Below are 24,308 nucleotides of genomic sequence, written 5' to 3' on the forward strand. Positions count from 1 at the left end.
ACTAAAGGGAGGCGTTTTTCCCGGAATTTAAAGGGTGAAAGTCCCTCCTTTAATAAAGGAGGGATTTAGGGAGGATTTATGAATTAGTTTTGAGTCGCATCAATCAGCTTGGCGCCAGTCAATGACTGCAATTCTTCGAATGACAGACCTTCGACTTTCTCAATCACTTTCATGCCTTCGCTGGTGATATCAATCACACACAGGTCGGTATAGATACGATCCACACATTTCAAACCAGTCGCCGGATATGAAAGCTCAGCCACAATTTTTGGCTCGCCTTTTTTAGTCACGTGGTCGGTGGTGATGAAAACTTTCTTGGCACCCACAGCCAAATCCATTGCACCGCCCACAGCCGGAATCGCATCCGGTGCGCCAGTATGCCAGTTGGCCAGATCACCATTTTCAGCAATCTGGAAGGCACCCAATACCGCGATGTCTAAATGACCGCCACGCATCATCGCGAAGGAATCACCATGATGGAAGAATGAACCCCCTTCCAGTAAGGTTACGAATTCTTTACCAGCATTGATCAGCTCTGGATCACGGTCTTCTTCAGCAGGAGGAGGACCAAAAGCCAACAGGCCATTTTCAGAATGCAGGAATACATCTTTATCTGAAGGCAGGTAGCTGGAAATTTTGGTTGGCAAGCCGATGCCCAGGTTGACATAAGCACCATCAGGAATGTCTTGTGCCACACGTTCAGCGATCTGGTCACGGGTCAGTTTGCTATAGCTCATTATTTATCTCCGATGCCAATTATTGTGCAGGTTTAACTTGAACAACGTGTTGAACAAAAATTCCCGGGGTGATGATGTGCTCTGGATCCAGTGCACCGAGTTCCACGACTTCAGACACTTGAGCAATGGTGATATCTGCGGCCATCGCCATGATCGGGCCAAAGTTACGGGCAGATTTGCGATATACCAGATTGCCCCAACGGTCGCCTTTAGAGGCTTTAATCAAAGCAAAGTCCGCTTTAATTGGATTTTCTAAAACGAAGTCTTTGCCTTCGTAATTTAAAGTCGGTTTGCCTTCAGCCAGCAAGGTACCAAAACCGGTCGGCGTGTAGATTGGACCTAAGCCCATACCTGCGGCCTGAATACGGCAAGCCAGATTACCTTGCGGCACCAGTTCCAGTTCGATCTTACCTGCACGGTAAAGTTCATCGAATACCCAGGAATCAGACTGACGCGGGAAAGAGCAAATGATTTTACGTACAGCCCCGGCTTTCAGCAGTTTCGCCAAACCGTAGTCGCCATTGCCGGCATTGTTATTGACGATAATTAAGTCTTTGATACCCAATTCGATCAGACCATCAATCAGTTCAGCAGGCTGACCTGCTGTACCGAAACCACCAATCATGATGGTTGAACCATCTTTGATCTGGGAGAGTGCTTCTTTCAATGACAATGAACTTTTATCTATCATAATCTGGTCCTTTCATATCCTAAACTTATGGATGTCTTTAAACTCATTTTGAATCTGATGCTGCAAGCGGAACAGCGTTACGGTCTTTCTGTGACAATACAAAGTGCGCCACCAAACCAATACAAATCCCCCAAAAGACTGAGCTCAGTCCAAGGAACTGCATACCAGATGCAGTCGCCAAAAAGGTGATTAGGGCAGCATCACGTTGTGATTCTTTGCCCATTGCAACGGAAATATTGGTGGCAATTGCACCGAGCAATGCCAGTCCTGCCAAAGCCGCAATGAGTTCTTTGGGCATCAGGCTAAACAGCATGACAATGCTGCCGGCAAATAAGCCGCCTAAAATATAAAAAAGCCCATTGGCCACGCCGGCGATATAACGCTTTTCTTTCAGTTCATGGGCATCTTTACCCAAACATAAAGCAGCCGTGATTGAGGCCAGTACAATGGTAATGCCGCCTACACAGGCCACCGCAAGCGAAGCAATACTGGTCACACTAATAATAGGTTTGGCCGGCATGTCATAACCGCTGAGCTTGATAATACTCATGCCTGGTAAAAACTGGCCAGAAAGACTGACTAAAATCAGCGGTAGTGCCAGATTCAAGGTAGAGTTCCAGGTCCATTCCGGGGCAATAAATTGTGGAATCGCCAAGCTAAAATCAGCGGTTACCGGGTTAATTTTGCCCAGTAACAGACTTAAAACCACACCTGCCACTAATACCCAAACCATGGCATAGCGTGGGCTGAAACGCTTGGCCAGTAAAAATACTGCCAGCATGCCAAACACAATGTAGGGCATGGTATCGGTTGCCGTAAACAGACCTAAACCAAACTGCAATAAAATCCCGGCCATCATTCCGGCAGCCACTTCCTGAGGAATCCAGGACAGCAATTTGTCGAAATAACCGGTGATCCCAATGAAAAAAATCACCACGGCAGAGGTGATATAGGCAGCAACCGCTTCATTGAGCGAAATATCAGGAAAAAGCGTGACTAATAAAGCCGTTCCGGGTGCAGACCAGGCAGTCACCACCGGTATTTTGTATTTAATCGATAAGAAAATACCGGCAAGTGCAGCACCAATAGAAATTCCCCAAATCCATGAAATCATCATGTCTGGGGAAACTTGGGCTTGTTGAGCAGCCTGGAAAAAAATGATTAGTGGGCCTGAATAGGAAATCAGTACTGCTAAAAATCCTGCAACAGTTGCTGAAATTGACCAATCATTTTTTAATGTCTGAAACAGGGTGTTCATTGGTGATGTGCCTCCTTGCGTCAAACCATGATCCTGTTAAAAAAAAGTCATGATCAGGATTTAGCCCTGATCACCACCACCGACCGGTACGACGGTACCAGTCATATACGATGATTCATCCGAAGCCAGGAATACAATGGCATTCACCTGTTCCTGAATCGTACCGTAGCGACCCATAAAAGTACGGTCAATGGTCTGATCAACCACTTGCTGCATCCAGTCTTTTTCTGATTCAGTCAGCGGATTGGCATTGCGTGGCACTTTACGCGGTGGTGCTTCGGTACCGCCAGTTGCAATCGCATTGACACGAATTCCATCTTTGGCATGTTCAAAGGCGAGGGAAGCGGTCAAACCGTTCACACCACCTTTAGATGCTGAATATGGAACACGGTTAATACCACGTGTGGCAATAGAAGATACGTTTACAATTGTACCTTTCTGATTTTTAATCATTTCTGGAAGAACTGCACGGCAGCACCACAGCGTTGGGAACAGTGAGCGGTTCACCTCCTTGATAATTTCCTCTTCAGAAAATTCTTCAAAAGGTTTCATCCAAATCGCGCCGCCAACATTGTTGATCAGGACATCGACACGGCCATAAGTTTGCAGCGCTTTGGCGACAACAGATTCTGCGCCGGCAAAGGTTTCCAGATTGGCTTTGACAGTAATCGCATCACCGCCAGTGGCTTCAATTTCAGCCAGAACTTCCTCTACAAAAGGGGAAAGATCCGCCATGACGACTTGTGCGCCTTCGTTTGCCACTTGCAGCGCCACACCGCGCCCGATGCCTTGGGCAGCACCGGTCACGATCACGACTTTATTTTCAAATCTTTTTGAACGGTTCATTCTATTCTCCGGTTCAGTCTGAACTTAGTTTGCAGAGAATTTTTCAAACAGGAAGTTTGCAGGTTTAACGCCTTCAGCATCTAACCAGCCGCGAACTGCTTCAACCATTGGCACAGGACCACACAGATAAATATCCACATCACCCGCATTTAGCCATTCTTTTTCGATATGACCGGTCACATAGCCTTTACGCTCATGATTAGATTCTGGATTCGCAATCACAGTACGGTATTCGAACCAAGGGAATTTATCCTGCAGCTCATTTAGTTTTTCAATCGCCACCAGGTCAAAATCATTGGTCACACCAAACACCAGACGCACTGGATGTTCTGAACCTTTTTCTTCTAAGACTTGCAGCATCGACATAAACGGCGCGATCCCTGTACCACCCGCCAGCATCAGCACCGGCCGTGTCACATTACGCAGGTAGAAGCTACCAAATGGACCCGTGAAAGTCATTTTGTCGCCAGCTTTGGCATTGACGCTTAAAAATTCACTCATTTTACCGTTTGGCACGTTACGTACCACAAACCCGGTTAAACGGTTACCTGGTTTTGAACTGAATGAATAAGAACGGGTTTCAGTCGTTCCCGGAATACCGACATTGACATATTGACCGGCAAGGAAGTGAATGTCTGCCTGACCTTCGTCTAACTGGATGTCAAAAGTAATGGTCGAGTCAGACAGGTTTTCGACACGCGCCAAAGTACCTTGGAAAGCGTGAATTTCAGTTTTGCAGACTTCTGAAGACGCCTGAATCTGGAACACTGCATCTGAAGTTGGTTTACATTGGCAAGCCAGAATAAAGCCTTCAGCGGCTTCTTCAGGCGTTAAAGCATCTTCAATATAAGTTTCTTCAGGCATGTCAAATGAACCTGATTCACAAAACGCACGACACGTTCCACAAGCACCATCACGGCAGTCCAAAGGAATATTGATCTTTTGACGGTAAGCTGCATCCGACAGTGTTTCACCATCTGAAACAGAAATAAAACGTGTAACGCCATCTTCAAATTGAAGTGCAACATTGTGGTTTGACATGGCTGAATATCCTATATAAATCTTTGTAACTGAGCCTTTCAGTCAATTTTCCATCTGACTGAAAGGCTTAACCTGGCTGTATGAACAGTCTTAGAGGTGATAAATGTCGATAACCTGGTTGATGTAATCGTTTTTCAGTACCACGTATTTGCTTAAAATTTGTGGTTTATCGCCTGAGAAATCGATTTCATAACGAGACATACCGAAATAGCTGTAACTTGTTTTGTAACGGAAGCTCAAAGTATTCCAGTTAAAACGTACAGTCACTTTGTCGCCATCACGTTCAACAATTTCAATATTGCTGAGGTTATGGCAGGTACGTGTGTCCGGCATGGTTGCAGACGAACGTTCAGTCTTGATACGGAACACACGGTCTTCAAGTCCTTGACGGTCCGGGTAGTAAATCAACGAGATTTCAGACTGTGGATCTGTGGTCAGTTTGTCGTCATCATCCCAGGCTGGCATCCAGAAAGACGCAGTAGGGGCATAACAAGTTAACCAGTCATCCCATTGCTCATCATCTAAAAAGCGGGCTTCTTGATACAGGAACTGCGCAATATTTTCTAAAGTGATGTCGCTCATGCGTTTTCTCCTTCAGTCGATGCTGCAATTTCTTTCTCGGACGCGATACCTTTCTTGATCAGTTCTAACCAGTATTGATGCTGAGCCAGATACAGACCTTCATCTTCAGTTTTAATACCAGACAGTTTTGGTTTTAAACCGATTTCGTTCGCTGCATCGTCCGGACCATGGATCCAGTGTTTTGAACCGCGACACATATCGTTCCATTCCAGCGCGATACCGGCATAACCTGCCTGACAGGCACGGAATTCTTCAAGATCGTCTGGTGTCGCCATACCTGAAGCGTTAAAGAAATCTTCATACTGACGGATACGACGGGTACGTGCTTCTGGCTCTTCACCGACAGGCGCGATACAGTAGATGGTCACTTCAGTCTTATCGACAGAAATCGGGCGCAGTACACGAATTTGTGAACCGAACTGATCCATGAAGTAAACGTTTGGATAGATACACAGGTTACGTGAACGTTCGATCATCCATTTCGCCATGGCTTCGCCATATTGCTCGGTGTATTCATCTTTCTTGGCAAAGTTAGGACGGTCTTCCGGGTTCGCCCATTGCGTCCAAAGTAGCATGTGACCATGTTCAAAGCCGTAAGAACCACCGCCTTGTTTGCCCCATGAACCTGCGCTCATGGCACGGATGTTATCACCCGCTTCTTTTTCTTTACGTTGCTGAGTCGTGGCAGCATAGTTCCAGTGTACAGCAGACACGTGATAACCATCGGCACCGTTTTCAGCAGTCAACTTCCAGTTGCCTTCATAAGTATAAGTTGAAGAACCACGTAATACTTCCAGACCTTGCTCAGACTGACCCACGATCATGTCAATGATTTTGGTTGCTTCACCCAGGTATTCTTCCAGAGAAGGGACATCCGGATTCAAACTACCAAACAGGAAGCCTTTATAGTTTTCAAAGCGCGCTACTTTTTTCAGGTCATGTGAACCATCTTTATTAAAACAGTCTGAATAACCTGCCTCAGCCGGGTCTTTAACTTTTAATAACTTACCGGAGTTATTGAACGTCCAGCCATGGAAGGGGCAAGTATAGGTCGCTTTATTGCCCTTCTTGTTACGGCACAACTGTGCACCGCGATGCGAACAGGCATTAATCATTGCATTGAGTTCACCTTGACGGTTACGTGCAATGATAATGGGTTGACGGCCCATATAAGTGGTATAGAAATCGTTGTTGTTTGGAATCTGGCTTTCATGTGCCAGATAAACCCAGTTGCTTTCAAAGATGTATTTCATCTCAAGGTCAAACAGGGCCTGGTCTGTAAATACTGAACGGTGTAGTTTAAATTCACCAGATTCATAATCATCAACCAGTAATTCGTCAATGCGGTCTAAATGGCTGGTGTTAATTACGGGAATACGAGGCATGTCCTTTCTCCGACTTTCCAAGGGGGAAGTCAGCGGGATATATCTCAAGGCATATCCCGCTTCTTAATGTATTAAGCGCTAGCGCGGCGACGATCAACTTCAGTAGAAGGTACGTTTTGTTTCTCTTTCACAAGTTCAATATCAAATTGAATGTGTTTGAAAGGACCGTTTAGACCACGTTTTGCAATTTCAGCTTCATCAGTCACGTCAACCGCAGTTGCAACCAAGCCTTCACGAGTCGCGAATGCAAAGTCATCCCACAGGTATTGGTCGCCTTCAATGTTGAATTGAGTAGTCAGTTTGCGGTAACCCGGTGCAGATACGAAGTAATGTACGTGCGACGGACGGTTACCGTGACGGCCTAATTTGTCCAGTACAAACTGGGTGGTACCTTCTGGAGGGCAGCCATAACCCACTGGCATTGTAGTCAATGCAGTATATTGACCATCGGCAGCGGTAATGATGCTGCGACGCAAGTTAAAGTCAGACTGTGACTTGTCAAAGAATGAGTAGTTACCCAGGCTGTTTGCATGCCAGATTTCAACTTTGGCACCTTCAACACGGTTGCCGTCAGTATCCGTCACTGTACCTTCAATGATCAGCGTCGGGATTTTGCCTTCTTCAGAACCATCATCCATACGCGCAAAGCTTACAGTTTCAGGTGCGCCAGCGACATAAAGTGGACCTTCAATCGTACGTGGCGTACCGCCAGTAATACCTGCTTTAGCATCTGCTTCATCAGCACGTAAGTCTAGGTAATGCTCCAGACCCAAACCTGCAGCCAATAAACCTAATTCGTTCGCTTGACCGGCATCAGTAAAGTATTCCAGGCCTTTCCACAGTTCTGACTGGGAAATATCAAGATCTTCGATAGCCTGGAAAAGGTCGCCCAATAAACGCACAACAACTTGTTGTACACGTTCATCTACAGGACCTGTCGCTGTATCAACGTTCATTTGCTTAACTAATGCATCAATTTCTTGGCGATTCATACTATTGCTCCTAAAGTATGTCTTTCATCTTTTAGTGGCGCACTTTTTTAGCTTTCATTGGCTGGCTAAATCTGGCTGGCCACAATCCTTGTTGAGGTACCCTCTGTTTTCGATTCGGAAGGGGAATCCGGTGACTCCCAATCCGCTCATTTAATCAACTGTCGTCATCTCGAACTGAAGATGGGTGACGGTTTAATGCCATCACTTCAATATTCATATAAGGATAGAGCGGCAAGCCTTGTAACAGGTTGTGCAACTCTTCATTGCTTTCAACATCAAAAATACTGATGTTTGAGTACTGGCCCGTGATGCGCCAGATATGACGCCATTTGCCTTGACGCTGCAATTCCTGCGAATAGGCTTTTTCAATGGCCTTGATTTCATTGGCCTGTTCAACTGGCAGGTCACGTGGAATGTTTACATCCATACGTACGTGGAAAAGCATGGTTTTCTCCTGATTACTGACGACGCAAGTTGTCAATCTTGTTTTCATCCAACTCAATCCCCAGACCTGGTCCTTTCGGAATCTCAAGTTCAAAGTTTTGATAGTTGAGTGGGGTTTTTAAAATATCTTCAGTCAGCAGCAAAGGACCAAACAGTTCGGTACCGAACGCCAGACTTTCAAAAGTAGAGAACACATGTGCCGAAGCAATCGTGCCCACCGGGCCTTCCAGCATTGTGCCGCCGTACAGGTCAATACCTGCAAGTTTGGCAATCTTGCCTACTTCACAACCTTCGATCAGACCACCTGACTGGGCAACTTTGACTGCAAAAACAGATGAACCGTTTTGTTTGGCAATCTCATACGCTGAGTGCGGGCCCATTAACGATTCGTCTGCCATGATGGCAATATCAAAACGTCGGGTGAGACGGCGCATTGCATCGAGGTTATCAATCGCACATGGCTGCTCAATCAGATCAACACCGCCGTCTTGCAGCAACTGAATTCCTTTAATGGCGTCTAATTCTGACCAGGCACGGTTGACATCGACACGAATCGAAATATCTTTACCCAAGGCTTTTTTAATCGCCAGCACATGCTCAACATCTTCTTCAACTGGACGGGAACCAATTTTGAGTTTGAAAATGTTATGGCGTTTTGCTGCAATCATTTTTTCTGCTTCAACAATATCTTTTTCTGTATTGCCTGAAGCCAAGACCCAAAGCACTGGAATACTGTCACGTAAGCGGCCACCTAAGACTTCACTGAGCGGCTGCTGCATGCGCTGTGCCTGAATATCTAGCAGGGCAGTCTGAATCGCGCATTTGGCAAAACGGTTACCATTAATATTCTTTTTGATCGCTTGTAATGTTTGTGCAACATTTAAACCGGATAATGTCTTTAAAAGGGGGGCGAAATAAGTTTCAATATTGACTTTAACGCTTTCCGGGCTTTCATCACCATAACCTAAGCCGCCGATCGTCGTTGCCTCACCCCAACCGATATAACCATCTTCAGTGGTGATTTTAACTAAGACCAGGGTCTGGGTTTGCATCGTCGCCACAGCCATCTTGTGAGGGCGAATGGTCGGGATTTCTACCAGCAAGGTTTCAACTGACTTATACATAATACGGATTCACATTCTTGCTTTAATGCTTCGATTTGATATACCTTAAAAGAATAATGTTGATTGGTCTAAGATCGATTTAGCATTTTTTTATACTTTAAAGGTATTCTAGATCATGGAACTTAGACATTTACGCTATTTTGTTGCGGTGGTAGAAGAGCAAAGTTTTACTAAAGCGGCAGAAAAACTATTTATTGCTCAGCCTCCTTTAAGCAGACAGATCCAAAACCTTGAAGCAGAGCTGGATATTCAGTTATTTGAGCGTGGTAGCCGTCCATTGAAGACCACAGAAGCAGGTCAGTTCTTCTATCAGCACGCTGTTAAACTTTTGTCTAATGCGGAAGAAATTAAGTCGATGACCAAGCGCATCGGCATTGCAGATCGCACCATTACCATCGGTTTTGTTGGTTCTTTATTGTTCGGTTTACTGTCGCGTATTCTGTTTTTGTTTAAACAGCAGCATCCTTATCTCAAAATCGAGATGATGGAAATGAATACTTATGAACAGATTCAGGCCCTCAAAGAAGGCCGTATAGATGTCGGTTTTGGCCGCTTAAGAATCTCGGATCCGGCCATAAAGCGGGTGTTGTTGCGTGAAGAGCGCTTGGTGGTGGCAGCACATGCCAGTCATGTCCTTGCTCAACGCGAGAGCCTGCATTTATCTGAACTGGTCGATCAGCAGTTGTTTTTATATCCGAATACGGGAAAGGCTAATTTTGCCACCCAGGTGCGCGGCATATTTTCTGAGTATGGATTAGAGCCTAAAAATCTGCGGATTGTACGCGAATTGCAGCTGGCACTCGGTTTTGTAGCGGCGGGAGAGGGTGTTTGTATCGCGCCGGAAAGTGCACAAAATATTAAATTGGCCCATCTCAACTTTATACCTTTAGCAGATGCATTTGCTGTGAGTCCTGTATTTATGGCCATGCGTAATATGGATGAAAGTGAATATATCCGCTACCTGTTTGATGCTGTCTATCAAGTCTATGATCTTGAAGCATTAAAGTATGATCGTTCGGTGTTTTAAGTCCAATCAATTATCTCAAGAGGCACAGCAATCAGCAGCTCTTGGCAAGTTTATCGGCCTATGTTAAAAAATATTCCACGATTCAATAATATATTTTTTAATTAATTTAAATGCTTAGCCTGAATCAGACTTTATAGGTATAAAGACATGCCTATTCAGTTTTGGACATTATTCTGCATCTTCTTCATTGTGGCTTTCATAAATTGAACTTCACAATCTGGAGGTGGAGATGTCTACAAATAAAGTGAATATAAATACGCTGATTGATGAAGCAAAGTTCACGCCCTTTCACTGGGGCGTGCTGATCTGGTGTTTGCTGATCATTATTTTTGATGGCTATGATCTGGTGATCTATGGGGTCGCCTTGCCTCTGTTGATGCAAGAATGGTCATTAACTACAGTGCAAGCCGGGATGCTGGCCAGTACCGCATTATTTGGCATGATGTTTGGTGCCATGACTTTTGGAACCTTGTCCGATAAGTTAGGTCGTAAAAAAACCATCATGATGTGCGTGGCTATTTTTAGTGGATTCACATTCATCGGTGCTTTTGCGACATCACCGGTCGAATTCGGAATCTTACGTTTCCTTGCCGGTTTAGGGATTGGCGGGGTTATGCCGAACGTGGTGGCCTTGATGACCGAATATGCGCCTAAGCGTATCCGCAGTACTTTGGTGGCCTTAATGTTTAGTGGCTATGCGATTGGCGGTATGACCTCTGCGCTGTTAGGTGCATGGCTGGTGCCACAATATGGCTGGAAAATCATGTTCTTGTTAGCCGGTATTCCACTGTTACTTTTGCCAATTCTTTGGAAATACTTGCCAGAATCGCTGATGTACTTGACCAACAAGCAACAGACTGCACAAGCAAATGATATTATTCAAAAAATATCTCCGACACAGGTTATTACCAGTGACACCCAGTTTGTACTGAATGAAGTACAAAAAGGCGATGAAGCCCCATTAAAAGCACTATTTCAACAAGGTCGCAGCTTCAGTACCTTCATGTTCTGGCTGGCGTTTTTTATGTGCCTATTAATGGTCTATGCCTTGGGAAGCTGGTTACCTAAACTGATGATTCAGGCCGGTTACTCGCTAGGTGCCAGTATGATCTTCCTGTTTGCATTAAATATTGGGGGTATGGTCGGTGCAATTGGCGGTGGTTATCTGGCAGATCGTTTCCACATCAAAAAAGTCCTCACGATCATGTTCTTATGCGGAGCAATCGCCCTGATCTTGCTTGGCTTTAACAGTCCGCAGTTTGTGCTCTATACCCTGATTGCTGTAGCAGGTGCTGCAACGATTGGCTCACAAATTCTACTCTATACCTTTGTTGCGCAATATTATCCATCGACGGTGCGTTCTACCGGCATGGGCTGGGCATCAGGGATTGGACGTATTGGGGCGATTGTTGGTCCGGTACTGACCGGTGCTTTATTAACCATGAATTTACCGCATCAAATGAACTTCTTTGCTATTGCGATTCCTGGCGTGATTGCTGCGCTGGCAATTTTCCTGGTGAACTTAAAAAGCTCTGTAGATGGTCAAGCCCTTACAGCGAAGACTATTCAGCCAGATTCACTGGCAGAAAAGACCAGTTAATGAATTAAACTATAGTTAATAAAGATAGTATTACCAATGATATAGATCGCCATCGTAACGGGTGGTGATCTGTTGCTAGAATCTAGTCGAACAATAAAAAGCGAGTTTAGGATGAACACGACACTATTCACCACAACAATCAATAAGCCAACACGAAAACACACGCTTTTGATGAGCATGATTGCAATCAGTATGGGGAGCATGAGCTTATCGGTTCAAGCACAAACCACGCAGAGCAGTCAGCAGGAAATTGAACAACTACGCCAGGAAGTTCAGGCCTTACGTGCCTTGATTGAACAGCAGCACGTTCAGAAAGCGGCTGTAACTGCGCCGGTCGTCGCATCTACACCTGCAACTCCAGCCAGCAAACCGGTGATGAAAATCGCCAGTGGTGCCGAGTTTAATCTATACGGAAACATTCGTGCCGATGCATCTTATCAGGCTGAAGGTGGGTCAGCAGCACGCATGTTCAACCAGATTGGTTCAGTACCACTTGAAGGTGCTGGGGAGCGTAGTGATGAGTTTAAGTCGACACTTTCTGCCACGCGTTTAGGGATGGATTTTAAAGCACCTGTAGGTGCTGGGGATAAAGCACTCAGCGGTAAAGTTGAGGTGGACTTTTTAGGTGGAGCCGGCTTTGACAACCTGCGAATTCGTCATGCTTATATCAGCTATGCTAACTGGCTGATCGGTCAAACCTGGTCAAACTTTGCCACGCCAGACTATATTCCGGAAACTGTAGATGCTCTGGTATATGCTGGGGGTTCGATTAAACGCACACCACAAGTGCGCCACACCAGCACTTTCAGCCCTGAAACCAATCTGGTCGTTGCAGTTGAAGATCCGAAAGATACGAATCCTGGGATCAAACAACGCCTACCGGCTTTAACCGCACGTTTAAATCATAAATTTGCCGATAATTTTGCAGTCAGCGCACGTGCCATGGGTCATGAAAAGCGCGTGAATGAAGATGAAGAAATGGCGTGGGGCGTGGGGCTGGGGGCGAAATATGACATTGTGCCGGGGACGACTTTAAAAGCCGACTACTATCATGTCAAAGGCGATAGTAGCTTTATCTCGAATGCCAATACGGGTGTAATTACAGCTGTAAATGGTGATCTGTTACAAAGTGAATTCGATTCGATTTCGGTGGGCTTAACCCAGCAATTTAATGACAAGTTGCGCGGTACTTTAGGCTATGGTTATATGAGTTTTGATGATGATCAACGTTATACCGATGCGCTTATTGCTTCGACGCCAGCTGATGCAGCGCAATCTAATGCAACTAGAGCCAACAAAGACCTCTGGCAAGCGTGGGCAAACGTGTTCTATAGCCCAACCAAGCCACTCAGTTTTGGTCTGGAATATGTCTATGGTGAACGTACAGCTTTAGCTCCAGCTACAAATGGCAGTGACAAAGGTGAAGACAACCGAATCAATGCGGTTGCCATTTACAACTTCTAAGATGCTTGTAAATTCGGGTATCTTGACCTAAAAAAAGCGTGGATGAACTCATTCACGCTTTTCTATTTCTGCTGAATGGTATCTGCTAAAAGATTCACTGCATTTTCTATCTCGGCGGTCCATTCAAAAGAACAATTCAGGCGCATATAATGCTGACTGGCATGATCCGGTTTAAACAATAATGCAGGGGCGATTGAAATACCTTTCTGAATCAGTTGCTCATAAAGCACCTGTCCATCTAGACCATTTGGCAATTCGATCCAGAGAAAATAACCACTGGAATAATAGTAAATTTTACATGTAGGCGCTAAGCGGTTTTTGAGATCCTGATAAAACTTCTTTTTATATTTTTCCAGATGATGTCTTAGCTGTCGTAAATGTTTTTCATAATGATGATGCGAAATAAATTCTACCAGCGTGTTCTGGAGTAAGGGACTGACCGTTAAAGTGCTCATGAGCTGCAAATGCTGAATGGCATCGGAAAATGGACCGGCATAGACCCAACCGACGCGTGCGCCCATGCCTAGTGTTTTGGAAAATGAAGCACAGTGCAGCACCATCTGATGCTGGTCAAAATATTTAACCGGTAGCGGTTTGGATGAACCATAATTCAATTCCTGATAAACATCATCTTCGATTAAATAGACCTGATATTCATACAAAAGTTCAGCAATTCTCTGTTTAATTTCCGAACTAACAGTAAAGCCAATCGGATTATGCGCGTTCAGCATTAGCCAGCACACCTTGATTGGATACTGTTTCAAAGCCTGTTCAAATGATGCCAGATCAAAACCGAATTGCGGATGCTCAGGGATAGTAATCACCTGTAGCCCCAAACGCTCGGCTGCCTGCCAGGCCCCATAAAATATGGTTTGTTGCAGCAGGATAAAATCACCGGGTTGGGTCAATGCCTGTAAAGACAGATTCAGTGCTTCTAGTGCACCGGATGTAATGACAATGTCATCTGCATGGCAAGCAATGCCTTGCAACTGGTAACGATTGGCAATCAGTTGGCGTAAATCCTGATTGCCAGGCGGCATATGATTCTGGTTGTTATAACTGCTTTTTCTTTTGGCCTGCTGCGCCAGAATCTGCATAAATTTGGCGTTATATAACAGCTCTGCATTGGGAAATGCGGAACCAAAAGGCACAATTTCTGCTGCTTGGATCGATTTTAAATAATTAAATACCACAGAGTTGATTTGAACTTTTGGGCTTAAACTAATCTGGATTGGTTGTTTGCTGTTGACCAGATCTGTAGAACGCTCTGCAACGTAATAGCCGGATTTATCTCTGGCATAAACCAGACCTTGCGCTTCAAGTTCCTGATAAGCATTGAGTACCGTCATCAGGCTATAGCCAGACAATTGGGTCTGTTCGCGGAGTGAAGGTAATTTTTCATGTACCCTCCATACGCCGTTTTCAATCATCTGACGGATATTCTGCGCCAGTTTTTCAGACTTATACATACACTTGCTTGAACTAAGACTGTTCTAATTATTTTGATTTATAGCATATTTCAAGGTGCTCAATATAACAAATTAAGTTTAATGTGGTTGTCAGTCTATTTTCAAGCTGGCGTTCTATCGATCTGCTGTACTGTTCTTCTAAGATCAGTATCCAAGTAAATATTTCCATTCAAATGGGATGGTTGTATTAATCGGGTCGACATGAACTCAATACATGATCATTAAACTGAATATCAGGCCTCAACCTTTCTAGAGAAATTCTCTACCTCTCCATCAATCGTATTCTAATTTTTATACGCCTGAGTCACTTCTCTTAATTTGTCACAATTCGATACTTACAAATTCAGATTTACTTGCTAAATTCAGTCCACATGATGATAAAAACTATGTCACGGTCTTAGGCCACCCCATCATGTCTATATAACAACGATACGAATACACGGACCAATAATAAGCACAAAGGAGTGGACAATGCTCGGAAATATGATGTTTCAGCCTTTACTGATCAGCAGCATGATTGAACATGCAGGACGCTATCATGCCGATACCGAGGTAATTTCCAAAAATACCGACACCAGCATTAAGGTGACCAACTGGGGCAAAATTCATCAAAACTCGAAACGTTTTGCCAAGGTATTGCAACAACTCGGCTTGGAACAGGGAGATCGGGTTGCCACCATTGCCTGGAATAATCATCGCCATTTAGAGTCCTGGTATGCTATTTCTGGCAGCGGTCTGGTCTGTCATACCATTAATCCGCGCCTGTTTCCGGAGCAGCTGATTTTTATTATGAATGATGCTGCAGATCGTGTGGTCATCTTTGATAAAACATTTGTACCTTTAATCAAGGCGGTAAAACCGCTGCTGACCTCAGTCGAGCATTTTATCTGTCTGGATGCTGCCGATCCGAGCGTCACTGAAGCCATTCCAGAAGTGCAATTTTATGATGATCTGATTGCCAGTCAAAACACAGAATTTGAATGGCCAGTCATTGATGAAAACTCAGCCAGTTCACTGTGCTATACATCAGGAACCACGGGCAACCCTAAAGGCGTGCTATATAGCCACCGCTCTACTGTATTACATAGCTATGCCATCATTTTACCGGACTCACTAAATGTCTCGGCTGCCGATATTATGTTGCCAGTGGTGCCGATGTTCCATGTGAATGCATGGGGTACGCCATACGCGGCGGCCATGGTGGGATGCACACTGGTACTGCCGGGGCCAGGTCTGGATGGTGCCAGTCTGGTGAATCTGATTGATACTTATAAAGTTTCAGTGGCGCTTGGCGTGCCAACCATCTGGCAGGGTTTGATTGCCGCAGCAACACAGTCAGGATCTAAACTAGACAGTTTAAAACGTAATGTAGTCGGCGGTTCGGCCTGTCCACCGGCAATGTTACGAACTTTCAAGGAACAGTTTAATTGTGAAACGATTCACGCTTGGGGCATGACCGAGACCAGTCCGCTGGGGACTGCCAATCAGCTCAAGACCAAACATTTGCAGCTATCAGATGAAGAAAAACAGCAGATTCGGTTGACCCAAGGCCGTCCGCCATTCGGAGTAGATCTGCGTTTGACCGATGCAGAAAAAGGGACACATGAAATTGAACGTGATGGACATACCACAGGAAATTTACAGGTGAAAGGGCATTGGGTCATCAATCATTATTTTGGCAAGGAGGAATCAGCGCTGACTGCTGATAGCTGGTTTGATACCGGTGATATTGCCACCTTGAATCAAGATGGTTTTATGAAACTCAGTGACCGTTCCAAAGATTTAATCAAGTCTGGCGGCGAATGGATTTCATCGGTGGATCTGGAAAATATTGCCATGGGACATCCGGAAATTGCGATGGCGGCGGTGATTGCCGCCCAGCATCCAAAGTGGGATGAACGTCCGGTATTGATTGCGATTAAAAAATCGGACAGTCAGCTGAGTGAGACAGAGCTACTCGATTATTATGCTGATAAAGTCGCTAAATGGCAGGTTCCAGACAGAGTGGTTTTTGTAGACTCAATTCCACTAAGTGGAACTGGAAAGATGCTGAAAAAAGATTTGCGGGAACTCTATGGGAATATTCTTTTAGAGCAGGCTGTCGGTTAGAGCCTCAACATGAAATTTTGATTGAGCCATATATGACATATCTTTTGTCATAAGAAAAGCCTATTCTAAAGAGGATAGGCTTTTTATAAATACTCATATCATTGATTTTTAAAGTTATATATGGAGTTTTAGGGCATTGGTTTTAGAAAATTATAAAATCTTAAATTTCTTTTTCATAAAGTAAAAAGCTAATAAAACACTTAACCAAAATAAATAATTTAAAAGAAAATAGTTAAAGAGAAATTCATCTTGATCCCAGAAAATAAATAACACACTTATATTATTAGCAGGTGATGTAAAATCTCCATCAATTAAGAATACAAAAGGAAATCCTCCTGCAAGTCTATGTACTTCCTCAATTTGATCTACCACTATACGATTAATAGGGATGTATCTTTGATAAAACAAAGATACCGAGGTTAGTGCAAAAGATAAAATGCTGATATATAATATTTTTTTCATAGACTAATTCTTTGTCTTTTAAGTTTATCAAAAACAACCAATAACACAGCCAGGAAATAGAGTCAGAAGAATGGTTGGTATATTGCTATACATTTCAACTATTCTTTAAAAAACTACCCTTTACGAATTTGTCTAAAAAGAATAAAACTAACGTAGCAATAATTAGAGAAGCTAATATATACGGTTAGCAATTTAAGGATGCTATGTTATCAATTCAAATTACTAGAGATGACAAATAATGTATCGCATGACGATCTCACAAGCAAAAAAATCACTCAGAATTGATTTCCCTATAAAAGTCAGCTTTTTATATAGAGTTAGCAGAATTAACAGATATAAAAATCCCTTTTTCTAAAAACTATAGTTTCAGCAGATGCTTTTGCTTCATATTGTCCGACAAAAAGCTCTATTATGTTTGATAAGCACATAATTTGACCTGTATTGATATGGTCTGAATTATAAAACGCTTTATGCTGACAACATAATAAATAGACAGTTGTACATTAATATTACTGTCTGCGGATAAGGGGATAAAAATGACAAGTATGCCGACCTATCAGCCGCATTGGGTGCGTGAAGATTTCATTGATTTTATTGGTGAAAAAATCCATCCAACCTGGGCGTTTAAAAAAGTTAAAGCGGCCATTATGGGCATTCAGGCCATCAGTCCTGACTTTTTCAAGATTCACTTGCGCCCGAATCATAATTTTAAAGCCAGGTCATTTCAGGCTGGCCAGCATATTGCAGTAACAATAAGACTCGATGGTGTACGTCATCAGCGATATTATTCTGTGGTGACGGTATTAAAAAATGGTGATCTGATTATTGCGGTGAAACAGCAAGGCAAAGTGTCACGCGCCTTGAGCCAGATGCAAATCGGGGCTGTCATTGAAATTTCGCAGCCGCAAGGTGACTTTATACTGCAAAACTCTAGCCAGCCAACCTTATTTCTGGCATCCGGCAGTGGTATTACTGCAATATATTCCTTGCTGCAAAAAGCAGTGATCCAGTCCCTGGAACAGATCGACCTGATTTATTTTACTCGCGATGATGCCTTTCATGCTGAATTGAAAACCCTGGCTTTAATGCATCCAAACTTGAAATATCATCATTTTAATACACGGGAACAGCAACAGCATCTGAATCAAAGATTATTGCAAAAACTGGTGCCAGATGTTGCAGAACGAAAAATATATGCCTGTGGCTCTGCTGGGATGATGAAGGCTGCACTTAGAATTGTAGAAAAACTGGATTTGAAATCCAATTTTCATTCGGAATATTTCCAGATTGTGGTCGATGAAAAAATTAAGGCGCAGCCAGTACAGTTTTTAAGATCGCAGCAAGTGTTTCAGGCTCAGTCCAACTTGCTGGAAAGCGCTGAAAATTCAGGCCTGCGTCCTGCTCATGGTTGCCGGATGGGAATCTGTAATACCTGTTCCTGTACCAAAGTCAGTGGCTCGGTGCGTAATGTCCTGACCGGTGAGGTTGATCATGGCAATAACACCCAGATTAAACTTTGTATTTCCCAGGCGATGAGTCCAGTCGTTATTAATTTATAAGCCAGTATTAAACGAATAAAAAGGTGCTCCCATGAATATGCAAATTGATTTTAAACGACACAGTAAGTCGCAATTTCTCAGTCCTGAACAGGTTGAGGAGTTTGGTGCTAAAGTCGATGCGATCCGCCGCGAGGTCATGGACGATCTGGGTGAAAAAGACGCCAATTATATTTATAAAATCCGTAATTTTGTCCGTTATAGCGAAATTGCATCCCGAGGCATGTTGATGTTTGCTGGCTGGTTGCCACCGGTTTGGCTGGCAGGGACAGGGCTGCTTGGCATCTCCAAAATTGTGGAAAATATGGAGCTGGGACATAATGTCATGCACGGTCAGTTCGACTGGATGAATGATCCGACCCTGAACGGAACCACCTATGACTGGGATACGATTTCCACAGGAGATGACTGGAAATATACCCATAACTATATTCATCATACCTATACCAATATTGTCGGGATGGATCATGATGTCGGTTATGGCCTGATTCGGGTCAGTGAATCCCAAAAATGGGAACCACGTTTCCTGTTGAATATTCCACTGGGCATGCAGTTAATGGTGTTTTTTGAATGGTATGTCGGCCTGCAACGCTTGCATCTGGAAGATGTGATTGCCTATAAAACCAAAACCTGGAAAGAAGTTTGGAAAGAAGCGGCTCCACTGCGTCAAAAAATGCGCCGTCAGGTGTTAAAAGATTATGTATTTTTTCCAGTGATTGCTGGCCCGAATGCCATTCCTGTGTTTGCCGGAAATGCCGTAGCCAATGTAATTCGTAGTCTGTGGGCGTCTGCAGTGATTTTTAATGGTCATTTTACGGAAGATGCTGAAACTTTTGAGATGGACAATACCGACAATGAAACCCGTGCTGAGTGGTATTTACGCCAGGTTCGTGGTTCGAGTAATTTTACCGGGACGGACTGGCTGCATATTTTGAGTGGTAATTTGAGCCATCAGATTGAACATCATCTATTTCCGGACATGCCAGCCAATCGCTATGCGCAGGTGGCGCCGAAAGTAAAAACGCTGTGTGCTGAATATGGCATTCATTATAATGAAGCGAGCTTTATAAAACAGTTTTCTACTGTTTGGGTGCGTCTGGCCAAATGTTCATTGCCGAATCACTGGACTGCACAGATTATTGAAAAAACCCACTCTGCTAAATCTGTATTGAGCCACTTTAAATCTAAAATCATGCCCTAATTTTTAATGTGTGGTATTCACCCGTTTGCTACACCTCAATAGATTTACATGGTCTATTGGGGACTTTTTTGCTTTTTTGTCGTTTTAGTAGAAATTGAATCATCCATTTTTATGAATGAAGTATGGAGAGATATTTCAAAAAAATCACCAAAGAAAAACAGATACGGTACTGCTGAAACGCTTTGCCTACAACAACCTGCTTAAGCTCTAGAGGGTTGTCTCTATAATGGCCGCGTTGTCACACTCAAGGGCTCAGTTTTGAAATATCTTCAATTTTTTTCAGGCATCTCATTATTACTGCTTTTAACTGCTTGTAACCTCACAGAAGCACCAGCTCCAGATTATCATGGAAACTGGAAAAATACGCTGGAAAATCCAAAACTTGAAAATGTATTGGTCATTTCGAAAAATGGTGAAAATTACTTCATTACCAACACCATAAAAGACAAAGAAACTGGTAAAACCGAAAAGAAAAATCCGATGCCGGCAGCAGTGAGCAAAAATGGCTTACTTCAGTTAAATGCAGGTGCAGGTATGGTTGATTTTGCAATCGATGAAAAAACAGGAAATCTGGTCGGTTCAGGCTCAGTCTATGAGAAAGCCAAATAACGTTTTCTTCTCAGGTCAGAGATCTGCAGAAAAAATATCATGAAATACAATGATTCATGGCATTTTTTTTATTGGGCTAAACTTAATAACTCAGTAAAATCTTCTGCAAAATAATTTGCTTGGACCTTGATCAAATCTATTTCATGAACAGAGTATTGATCATAAACTGCAATCACATCGATTCCTGCATTGTTGGCCGCTTCAACGCCAATTAATGAATCCTCAATAATCAGGCAATCTGCGGCTTGCACCTGAAAATGCTGAAGGGCATTGAAATAGACTTCAGGATGCGGCTTGATGTTCTGCACATTTTCACGGGTCAAGAGCAGGGCAAAGTCATCATTAAAGCTGATTTTTTTGTTAATGTTTTGATTATTGTCCTGATAACGCTGCACATTGAACAAACTGGTGGTTGTGGTCAGGGCGATCTGAATCCCTTGTTGTTTCAGGGCTTGAATGAACCGTTCAGCATGTGGTTTTAGCTCGACCACATGATCGAGAAAATGCCGTGAAATTGCATAACGGCGGTTTTTTACTTCTTCTTTATTCGGCGCAAATCCATAAAGCGCTTTTAAATAAGCACAATATTCCAGATAGGGATCCGGCCGATGTTTAAATTTTTTGAGCTGAAGATCGCGCTGTTGCTGGATCTGACCTAAGTCGACTTCAATATTTGCCAACTCCTGAATCAGCGCAGCATCGACCTGATTCCAGACTCCCACAGAATCAATCAAGGTGCCATCCAAATCAAAACACACCAACTTTTTGCCTTGGAACATATGATATTTCTCTTAATTTGCATCGTTAATTCTGTGGGTTTGAGTATATAGCATGAAGCTTGCGTGTTTAAGTTGACCAAGGAAAAACAGAAGTGCATATTTACAACAGAACTACTTGTAACGAGGCTCCACATCAGAGAAAAGTAATTTTTAACACCACATGGAAATTGACTGATCCTAGAAATCGTTGCAAAGTGTTATATTTGAACATTGGCAATTGATAAAATGATGTCGATGATATCTTCGTCAAAATTATTAGAAAGTTAAAGGAAATGTGTTTCTGTGTTTGAACTTGACTGTAAATTGCTCAGTATTTTTTATTATGTCTATAAATTTAAAAACGTATCTCAGGCAGCTGATCATTTAGACATGAGCCAGCCAGCGGTGAGCAATCTGCTGAATAAAATTCGCCAGCATTATGGTGATCCTTTATTTTTACGTATTGGCAATGAAATGCTGCCGACAGATTTATCTAAGCAGTTGTTTCCCTTGGTCAGTGAAGCACTCAGTAAAGTTGAAGCGATTAATAATTTCACCATCAATTTTGATCAGGTCACTTCACAGCAACGTTTTACACTGGCGATGACCGATGTATCGCATCTGGTGTTATTGCCAAAAATTTCACAGTATCTCAAGCAGCATGCATCACATATCCGCCTGAATGTGCGTCCGATTACCTCGGAAACCAGTTATCAGATGGCCAATGGCGAGATTGATCTGGCTTTGGGCTTCTTGCCAAATCTGGAGAATGGCTTTTATCAGCAGAAACTGTTTGAACAGTATTATGTGGTGATCGCAGCGAAAGACCATCCGCGACTAACGGGTGACAGCATCACGACCGAAGAGTATTTACGTGAAACCCATATCGATATTGATGCCGGGATGGGGCATTACCATATTGAAAATGAATTGCTGAATCTGGAACTCAAGCGCGACATTCTAATGCGTCTGCCCAGCTATTTAGGCGTGGGACTGGTGGTACAGGAAACCGATGCGATTGCGACCGTGCCTTATTATTTGAGTGAAGTCCTGTTATCACGTGGCAATCTCAAGATTTTTGGGGCACCGATTGCTTTCCCGACCTATTCTGTAAAGCAGTATTGGCATATGTCCTGTCATCATAAAACCAGTCATCAATGGCTACGCAATATGTTGCATGAAATCTTAAGCAAATAGCATTTCAGCATACATGCATTGTGCTGCAATCTGCTTTTTCTCTATCTCAGAGATTTCGACACCATCCCATTTTTCAATCTGCTCGATTAACCAGATAAAATCGGCAAGCTGCGGTTTCGCACTTGCACCAACAAGATTGCGGATGATGTTTTGAATTTTATGATAGTCACAGACATGACGCTGTGCAGAGCATTCAAACTGGATAATCTGATAATCAACCAGCATGTCCCAAACTTGGGACAGATCAGCACGCTGTTTTAAATCCGTTTGGGCTTTCTGGACAGCATTGACCAAAGCCTTCACCGTGCATGGATGTAATTCTGCCCATTCCTGAGTCATGGCCAGAACCTTGTCGGCAACTTTAGGAATGACATTCTGGCTTGCAGCGACAATTAAACTATAGCCTTCAAGCTTGGCCTGAATATTCCAGGGTTCTCCCACACAAAAGCCATCAAAGACCTGTTCCGAGATTCCTTTTACCATCGAAGCTGGTGGTGAGGTCATGAGCTGAATCTTGTGGGCAATATTGACATCTGTCAGGGCTAACCATTCTTTTATACAATAATGATGAATTGAGTGCTTATAGACATAGGCCAGATTCATTTTCTGCTGTTGTTGCAAGGCCTGCACCAGTTTTTGAGAACTGCTTTTTTCATCATCTTCTGCATCAATTCCCAATTCATGACACAGATCTTGACGCAGGCTGATAAAAGCCTGATTCATGCTCAGTACCAACGGGGTTTGCAAAGCCACCTGTAACTGGTCTGTACCCAGAGCAGCAGCAGGTAGCATGGCGGACAAACAATGCGCAGCGTCCAGAAAGCCATAGGCCAGACGGTCTCTTAAACTGGACCAGGAGGCCTCCCGGATTAAGTTGATGGTTAATCCCTGTTCGGCAAAATAACCCTGTTTTTCGGCCCAGAGAATGGCCACACAATCAAGCAAAGGAATATAGCCAATATTGAGTTCAGTTTTTTCTAATGTGGACATATGCTTTTCCTTATTGGCCCAATAACAGCTTCTGTGCATCGAGCAGGCGTCTGGCCATTTCACCAATGGTAATCCGGTGACTCATGGCATTTTTACGTAATAAGGCAAAGGCCTGTTCTTCAGATAATGCATGCAGCTGGATCAGCAATGCTTTGGCTTTATCGATATCTTTACGGTCAATCAGCTTGTCTTGGGTTTCTTTTAAATCGTTCAGCAGCTTTTTATGCTTGCGGAACTGTTCAATTGATATTTCCAGAATGCTTTCTAATTTGCTGGGATCAATACCATCGACAATATAAGCCGTGATCCCGGCATCAATCGCACTTTTGATGGTGTCTTTATTGGAGTTTTGGGTAAACAGTACGGTAGGAAGTTCATATTGGCTGACACAGCTTTCAATAATATCCCGATGTGGATGATCCATATTTAGCAGAATCACATCTGCATGGATGCCTTTGACATGCACCATATTCAGATCATTCAGGATTAAACAGGCCACCACCTGAAAATCATGTAACAGCAGCGATTCCTGGATGAATTGGGCGCGCTCCAGATCATCATCAATAAGAGCAATTCGTAATTTAGACATGGAATATTTTCAAGTAAGGCCTAAGGAATATTCAAGTACGAATAATGCAAAAAACATGCCATGATATTGGTGCATCAAAGAGTTATTTTGAGTTCAATTTGGTGCAGGAGTTTGGCATCCATCATCAAAATAAAGCATTTCCTGCAATTTTCTGGCTGATATCAGTCATTGTGTTGC

Annotated in this window: 23 protein-coding genes; 8 read left to right on the forward strand and 15 right to left on the reverse strand. The window is 43.5% G+C overall.

Annotation, left to right across the window (positions count from 1 at the left end; all coding sequences use genetic code 11):
- Nucleotides 1-83: 83 nt before the first annotated feature.
- The 10 genes from FTU90_RS12035 to FTU90_RS12080 all read right to left on the reverse strand — a co-directional run bounded on the left by FTU90_RS12035 (nucleotide 84) and on the right by FTU90_RS12080 (nucleotide 9,100).
- Nucleotides 84-737 carry a 3-oxoacid CoA-transferase subunit B gene (locus FTU90_RS12035; protein WP_159515746.1) on the reverse strand — a complete coding sequence of 218 codons (654 nt, stop codon included), beginning with the start codon at nucleotides 735-737 and terminating at the stop codon, nucleotides 84-86.
- Nucleotides 738-756: 19 nt separating this feature from the next.
- Entirely contained in the window at nucleotides 757-1,428 is a 672-nt protein-coding gene (locus FTU90_RS12040) for a 3-oxoacid CoA-transferase subunit A (RefSeq protein WP_005096964.1), read from the reverse strand.
- A 43-nt stretch (nucleotides 1,429-1,471) separates the two neighbouring features.
- A complete protein-coding gene (benE, locus tag FTU90_RS12045) occupies nucleotides 1,472-2,686 on the reverse strand; it encodes a benzoate/H(+) symporter BenE (RefSeq protein ID WP_074382750.1) in 1,215 nt (404 codons plus the stop codon).
- 60 nt (nucleotides 2,687-2,746) lie between these two features.
- A complete protein-coding gene (gene benD, locus FTU90_RS12050; protein WP_074382751.1) occupies nucleotides 2,747-3,532 on the reverse strand; it encodes a benzoate diol dehydrogenase BenD in 786 nt (261 codons plus the stop codon).
- A gap of 24 nt (nucleotides 3,533-3,556) precedes the next feature.
- Nucleotides 3,557-4,573, reverse strand: a complete 1,017-nt coding sequence (gene benC / locus FTU90_RS12055) for a benzoate 1,2-dioxygenase electron transfer component BenC (protein ID WP_100357616.1) — start codon at nucleotides 4,571-4,573, stop codon at nucleotides 3,557-3,559.
- 90 nt (nucleotides 4,574-4,663) lie between these two features.
- Nucleotides 4,664-5,155, reverse strand: a complete 492-nt coding sequence (gene benB / locus FTU90_RS12060) for a benzoate 1,2-dioxygenase small subunit (protein WP_005096959.1) — start codon at nucleotides 5,153-5,155, stop codon at nucleotides 4,664-4,666.
- A complete protein-coding gene (gene benA / locus FTU90_RS12065; protein WP_159138099.1) occupies nucleotides 5,152-6,540 on the reverse strand; it encodes a benzoate 1,2-dioxygenase large subunit in 1,389 nt (462 codons plus the stop codon). Before benA ends, benB begins: the two co-directional genes overlap by 4 nt.
- A gap of 71 nt (nucleotides 6,541-6,611) precedes the next feature.
- Nucleotides 6,612-7,532, reverse strand: a complete 921-nt coding sequence (gene catA / locus FTU90_RS12070; RefSeq protein WP_004731099.1) for a catechol 1,2-dioxygenase — start codon at nucleotides 7,530-7,532, stop codon at nucleotides 6,612-6,614.
- Nucleotides 7,533-7,686: 154 nt separating this feature from the next.
- Nucleotides 7,687-7,977, reverse strand: coding sequence for a muconolactone Delta-isomerase (catC, locus tag FTU90_RS12075; protein WP_180072708.1), 291 nt, complete (start codon nucleotides 7,975-7,977; stop codon nucleotides 7,687-7,689).
- 13 nt (nucleotides 7,978-7,990) lie between these two features.
- Nucleotides 7,991-9,100 carry a muconate/chloromuconate family cycloisomerase gene (locus tag FTU90_RS12080; protein ID WP_159138100.1) on the reverse strand — a complete coding sequence of 370 codons (1,110 nt, stop codon included), beginning with the start codon at nucleotides 9,098-9,100 and terminating at the stop codon, nucleotides 7,991-7,993.
- 115 nt (nucleotides 9,101-9,215) lie between these two features.
- Between FTU90_RS12080 and FTU90_RS12085 the strand changes: the two genes are divergently transcribed.
- The 3 genes from FTU90_RS12085 to FTU90_RS12095 all read left to right on the forward strand — a co-directional run bounded on the left by FTU90_RS12085 (nucleotide 9,216) and on the right by FTU90_RS12095 (nucleotide 13,191).
- Nucleotides 9,216-10,127, forward strand: a complete 912-nt coding sequence (locus FTU90_RS12085; protein WP_005096953.1) for a LysR family transcriptional regulator — start codon at nucleotides 9,216-9,218, stop codon at nucleotides 10,125-10,127.
- A gap of 229 nt (nucleotides 10,128-10,356) precedes the next feature.
- Nucleotides 10,357-11,727, forward strand: a complete 1,371-nt coding sequence (locus FTU90_RS12090; RefSeq protein ID WP_005170831.1) for an aromatic acid/H+ symport family MFS transporter — start codon at nucleotides 10,357-10,359, stop codon at nucleotides 11,725-11,727.
- A 111-nt stretch (nucleotides 11,728-11,838) separates the two neighbouring features.
- Nucleotides 11,839-13,191, forward strand: coding sequence for a DcaP family trimeric outer membrane transporter (locus FTU90_RS12095; protein ID WP_005096951.1), 1,353 nt, complete (start codon nucleotides 11,839-11,841; stop codon nucleotides 13,189-13,191).
- 62 nt (nucleotides 13,192-13,253) lie between these two features.
- On the opposite strand, the gene FTU90_RS12100 is transcribed toward FTU90_RS12095, so the two are convergent.
- Nucleotides 13,254-14,660 carry a PLP-dependent aminotransferase family protein gene (locus FTU90_RS12100; RefSeq protein ID WP_005096950.1) on the reverse strand — a complete coding sequence of 469 codons (1,407 nt, stop codon included), beginning with the start codon at nucleotides 14,658-14,660 and terminating at the stop codon, nucleotides 13,254-13,256.
- A 471-nt stretch (nucleotides 14,661-15,131) separates the two neighbouring features.
- Here FTU90_RS12100 and FTU90_RS12105 point away from each other — a divergent pair, with 471 nt between their 5' ends.
- Nucleotides 15,132-16,769, forward strand: a complete 1,638-nt coding sequence (locus FTU90_RS12105) for a long-chain-fatty-acid--CoA ligase (RefSeq protein WP_180072710.1) — start codon at nucleotides 15,132-15,134, stop codon at nucleotides 16,767-16,769.
- A 150-nt stretch (nucleotides 16,770-16,919) separates the two neighbouring features.
- Here FTU90_RS12105 and FTU90_RS12110 read toward each other — a convergent pair whose 3' ends face one another.
- Nucleotides 16,920-17,231 (reverse strand): hypothetical protein, encoded by a 312-nt coding sequence (locus tag FTU90_RS12110; RefSeq protein WP_005096948.1) that lies wholly within the window; start codon nucleotides 17,229-17,231, stop codon nucleotides 16,920-16,922.
- Nucleotides 17,232-17,767: 536 nt separating this feature from the next.
- On the opposite strand from FTU90_RS12110, the gene FTU90_RS15990 reads away from it, so the two are divergent.
- From FTU90_RS15990 to FTU90_RS12130, 3 genes are all read left to right on the forward strand, one after another.
- Entirely contained in the window at nucleotides 17,768-18,790 is a 1,023-nt protein-coding gene (locus FTU90_RS15990; protein WP_005096945.1) for a flavin reductase family protein, read from the forward strand.
- Between the two features lie 31 nt (nucleotides 18,791-18,821).
- Entirely contained in the window at nucleotides 18,822-19,988 is a 1,167-nt protein-coding gene (locus tag FTU90_RS12125) for an acyl-CoA desaturase (protein ID WP_180072712.1), read from the forward strand.
- A 258-nt stretch (nucleotides 19,989-20,246) separates the two neighbouring features.
- Nucleotides 20,247-20,597 (forward strand): hypothetical protein, encoded by a 351-nt coding sequence (locus FTU90_RS12130; RefSeq protein ID WP_180072714.1) that lies wholly within the window; start codon nucleotides 20,247-20,249, stop codon nucleotides 20,595-20,597.
- A gap of 68 nt (nucleotides 20,598-20,665) precedes the next feature.
- Here the strand turns inward: FTU90_RS12130 and FTU90_RS12135 are convergent, their stop codons facing one another.
- The gene (locus tag FTU90_RS12135) at nucleotides 20,666-21,376 is read right to left on the reverse strand and encodes an HAD family phosphatase (RefSeq protein WP_180072716.1); all 711 of its coding nucleotides are present in this window, start codon (nucleotides 21,374-21,376) and stop codon (nucleotides 20,666-20,668) included.
- Nucleotides 21,377-21,658: 282 nt separating this feature from the next.
- On the opposite strand from FTU90_RS12135, the gene FTU90_RS12140 reads away from it, so the two are divergent.
- Nucleotides 21,659-22,552 carry a LysR family transcriptional regulator gene (locus FTU90_RS12140; protein ID WP_005096940.1) on the forward strand — a complete coding sequence of 298 codons (894 nt, stop codon included), beginning with the start codon at nucleotides 21,659-21,661 and terminating at the stop codon, nucleotides 22,550-22,552.
- Here FTU90_RS12140 and FTU90_RS12145 read toward each other — a convergent pair.
- Both FTU90_RS12145 and FTU90_RS12150 read right to left on the reverse strand, forming a co-directional pair.
- Nucleotides 22,541-23,542: a CmpA/NrtA family ABC transporter substrate-binding protein gene (locus tag FTU90_RS12145; RefSeq protein WP_005096939.1), complete on the reverse strand. Its 1,002-nt coding sequence runs from the start codon at nucleotides 23,540-23,542 to the stop codon at nucleotides 22,541-22,543. The two genes, FTU90_RS12140 and FTU90_RS12145, sit on opposite strands and share 12 nt — an antisense overlap.
- A gap of 10 nt (nucleotides 23,543-23,552) precedes the next feature.
- Nucleotides 23,553-24,131 carry an ANTAR domain-containing response regulator gene (locus FTU90_RS12150; protein ID WP_100328604.1) on the reverse strand — a complete coding sequence of 193 codons (579 nt, stop codon included), beginning with the start codon at nucleotides 24,129-24,131 and terminating at the stop codon, nucleotides 23,553-23,555.
- Between the last annotated feature and the right edge of the window lie 177 nt (nucleotides 24,132-24,308).

This window comes from Acinetobacter sp. YH12200 (genome assembly GCF_013418175.1).
Lineage (GTDB): Bacteria > Pseudomonadota > Gammaproteobacteria > Pseudomonadales > Moraxellaceae > Acinetobacter > Acinetobacter pseudolwoffii.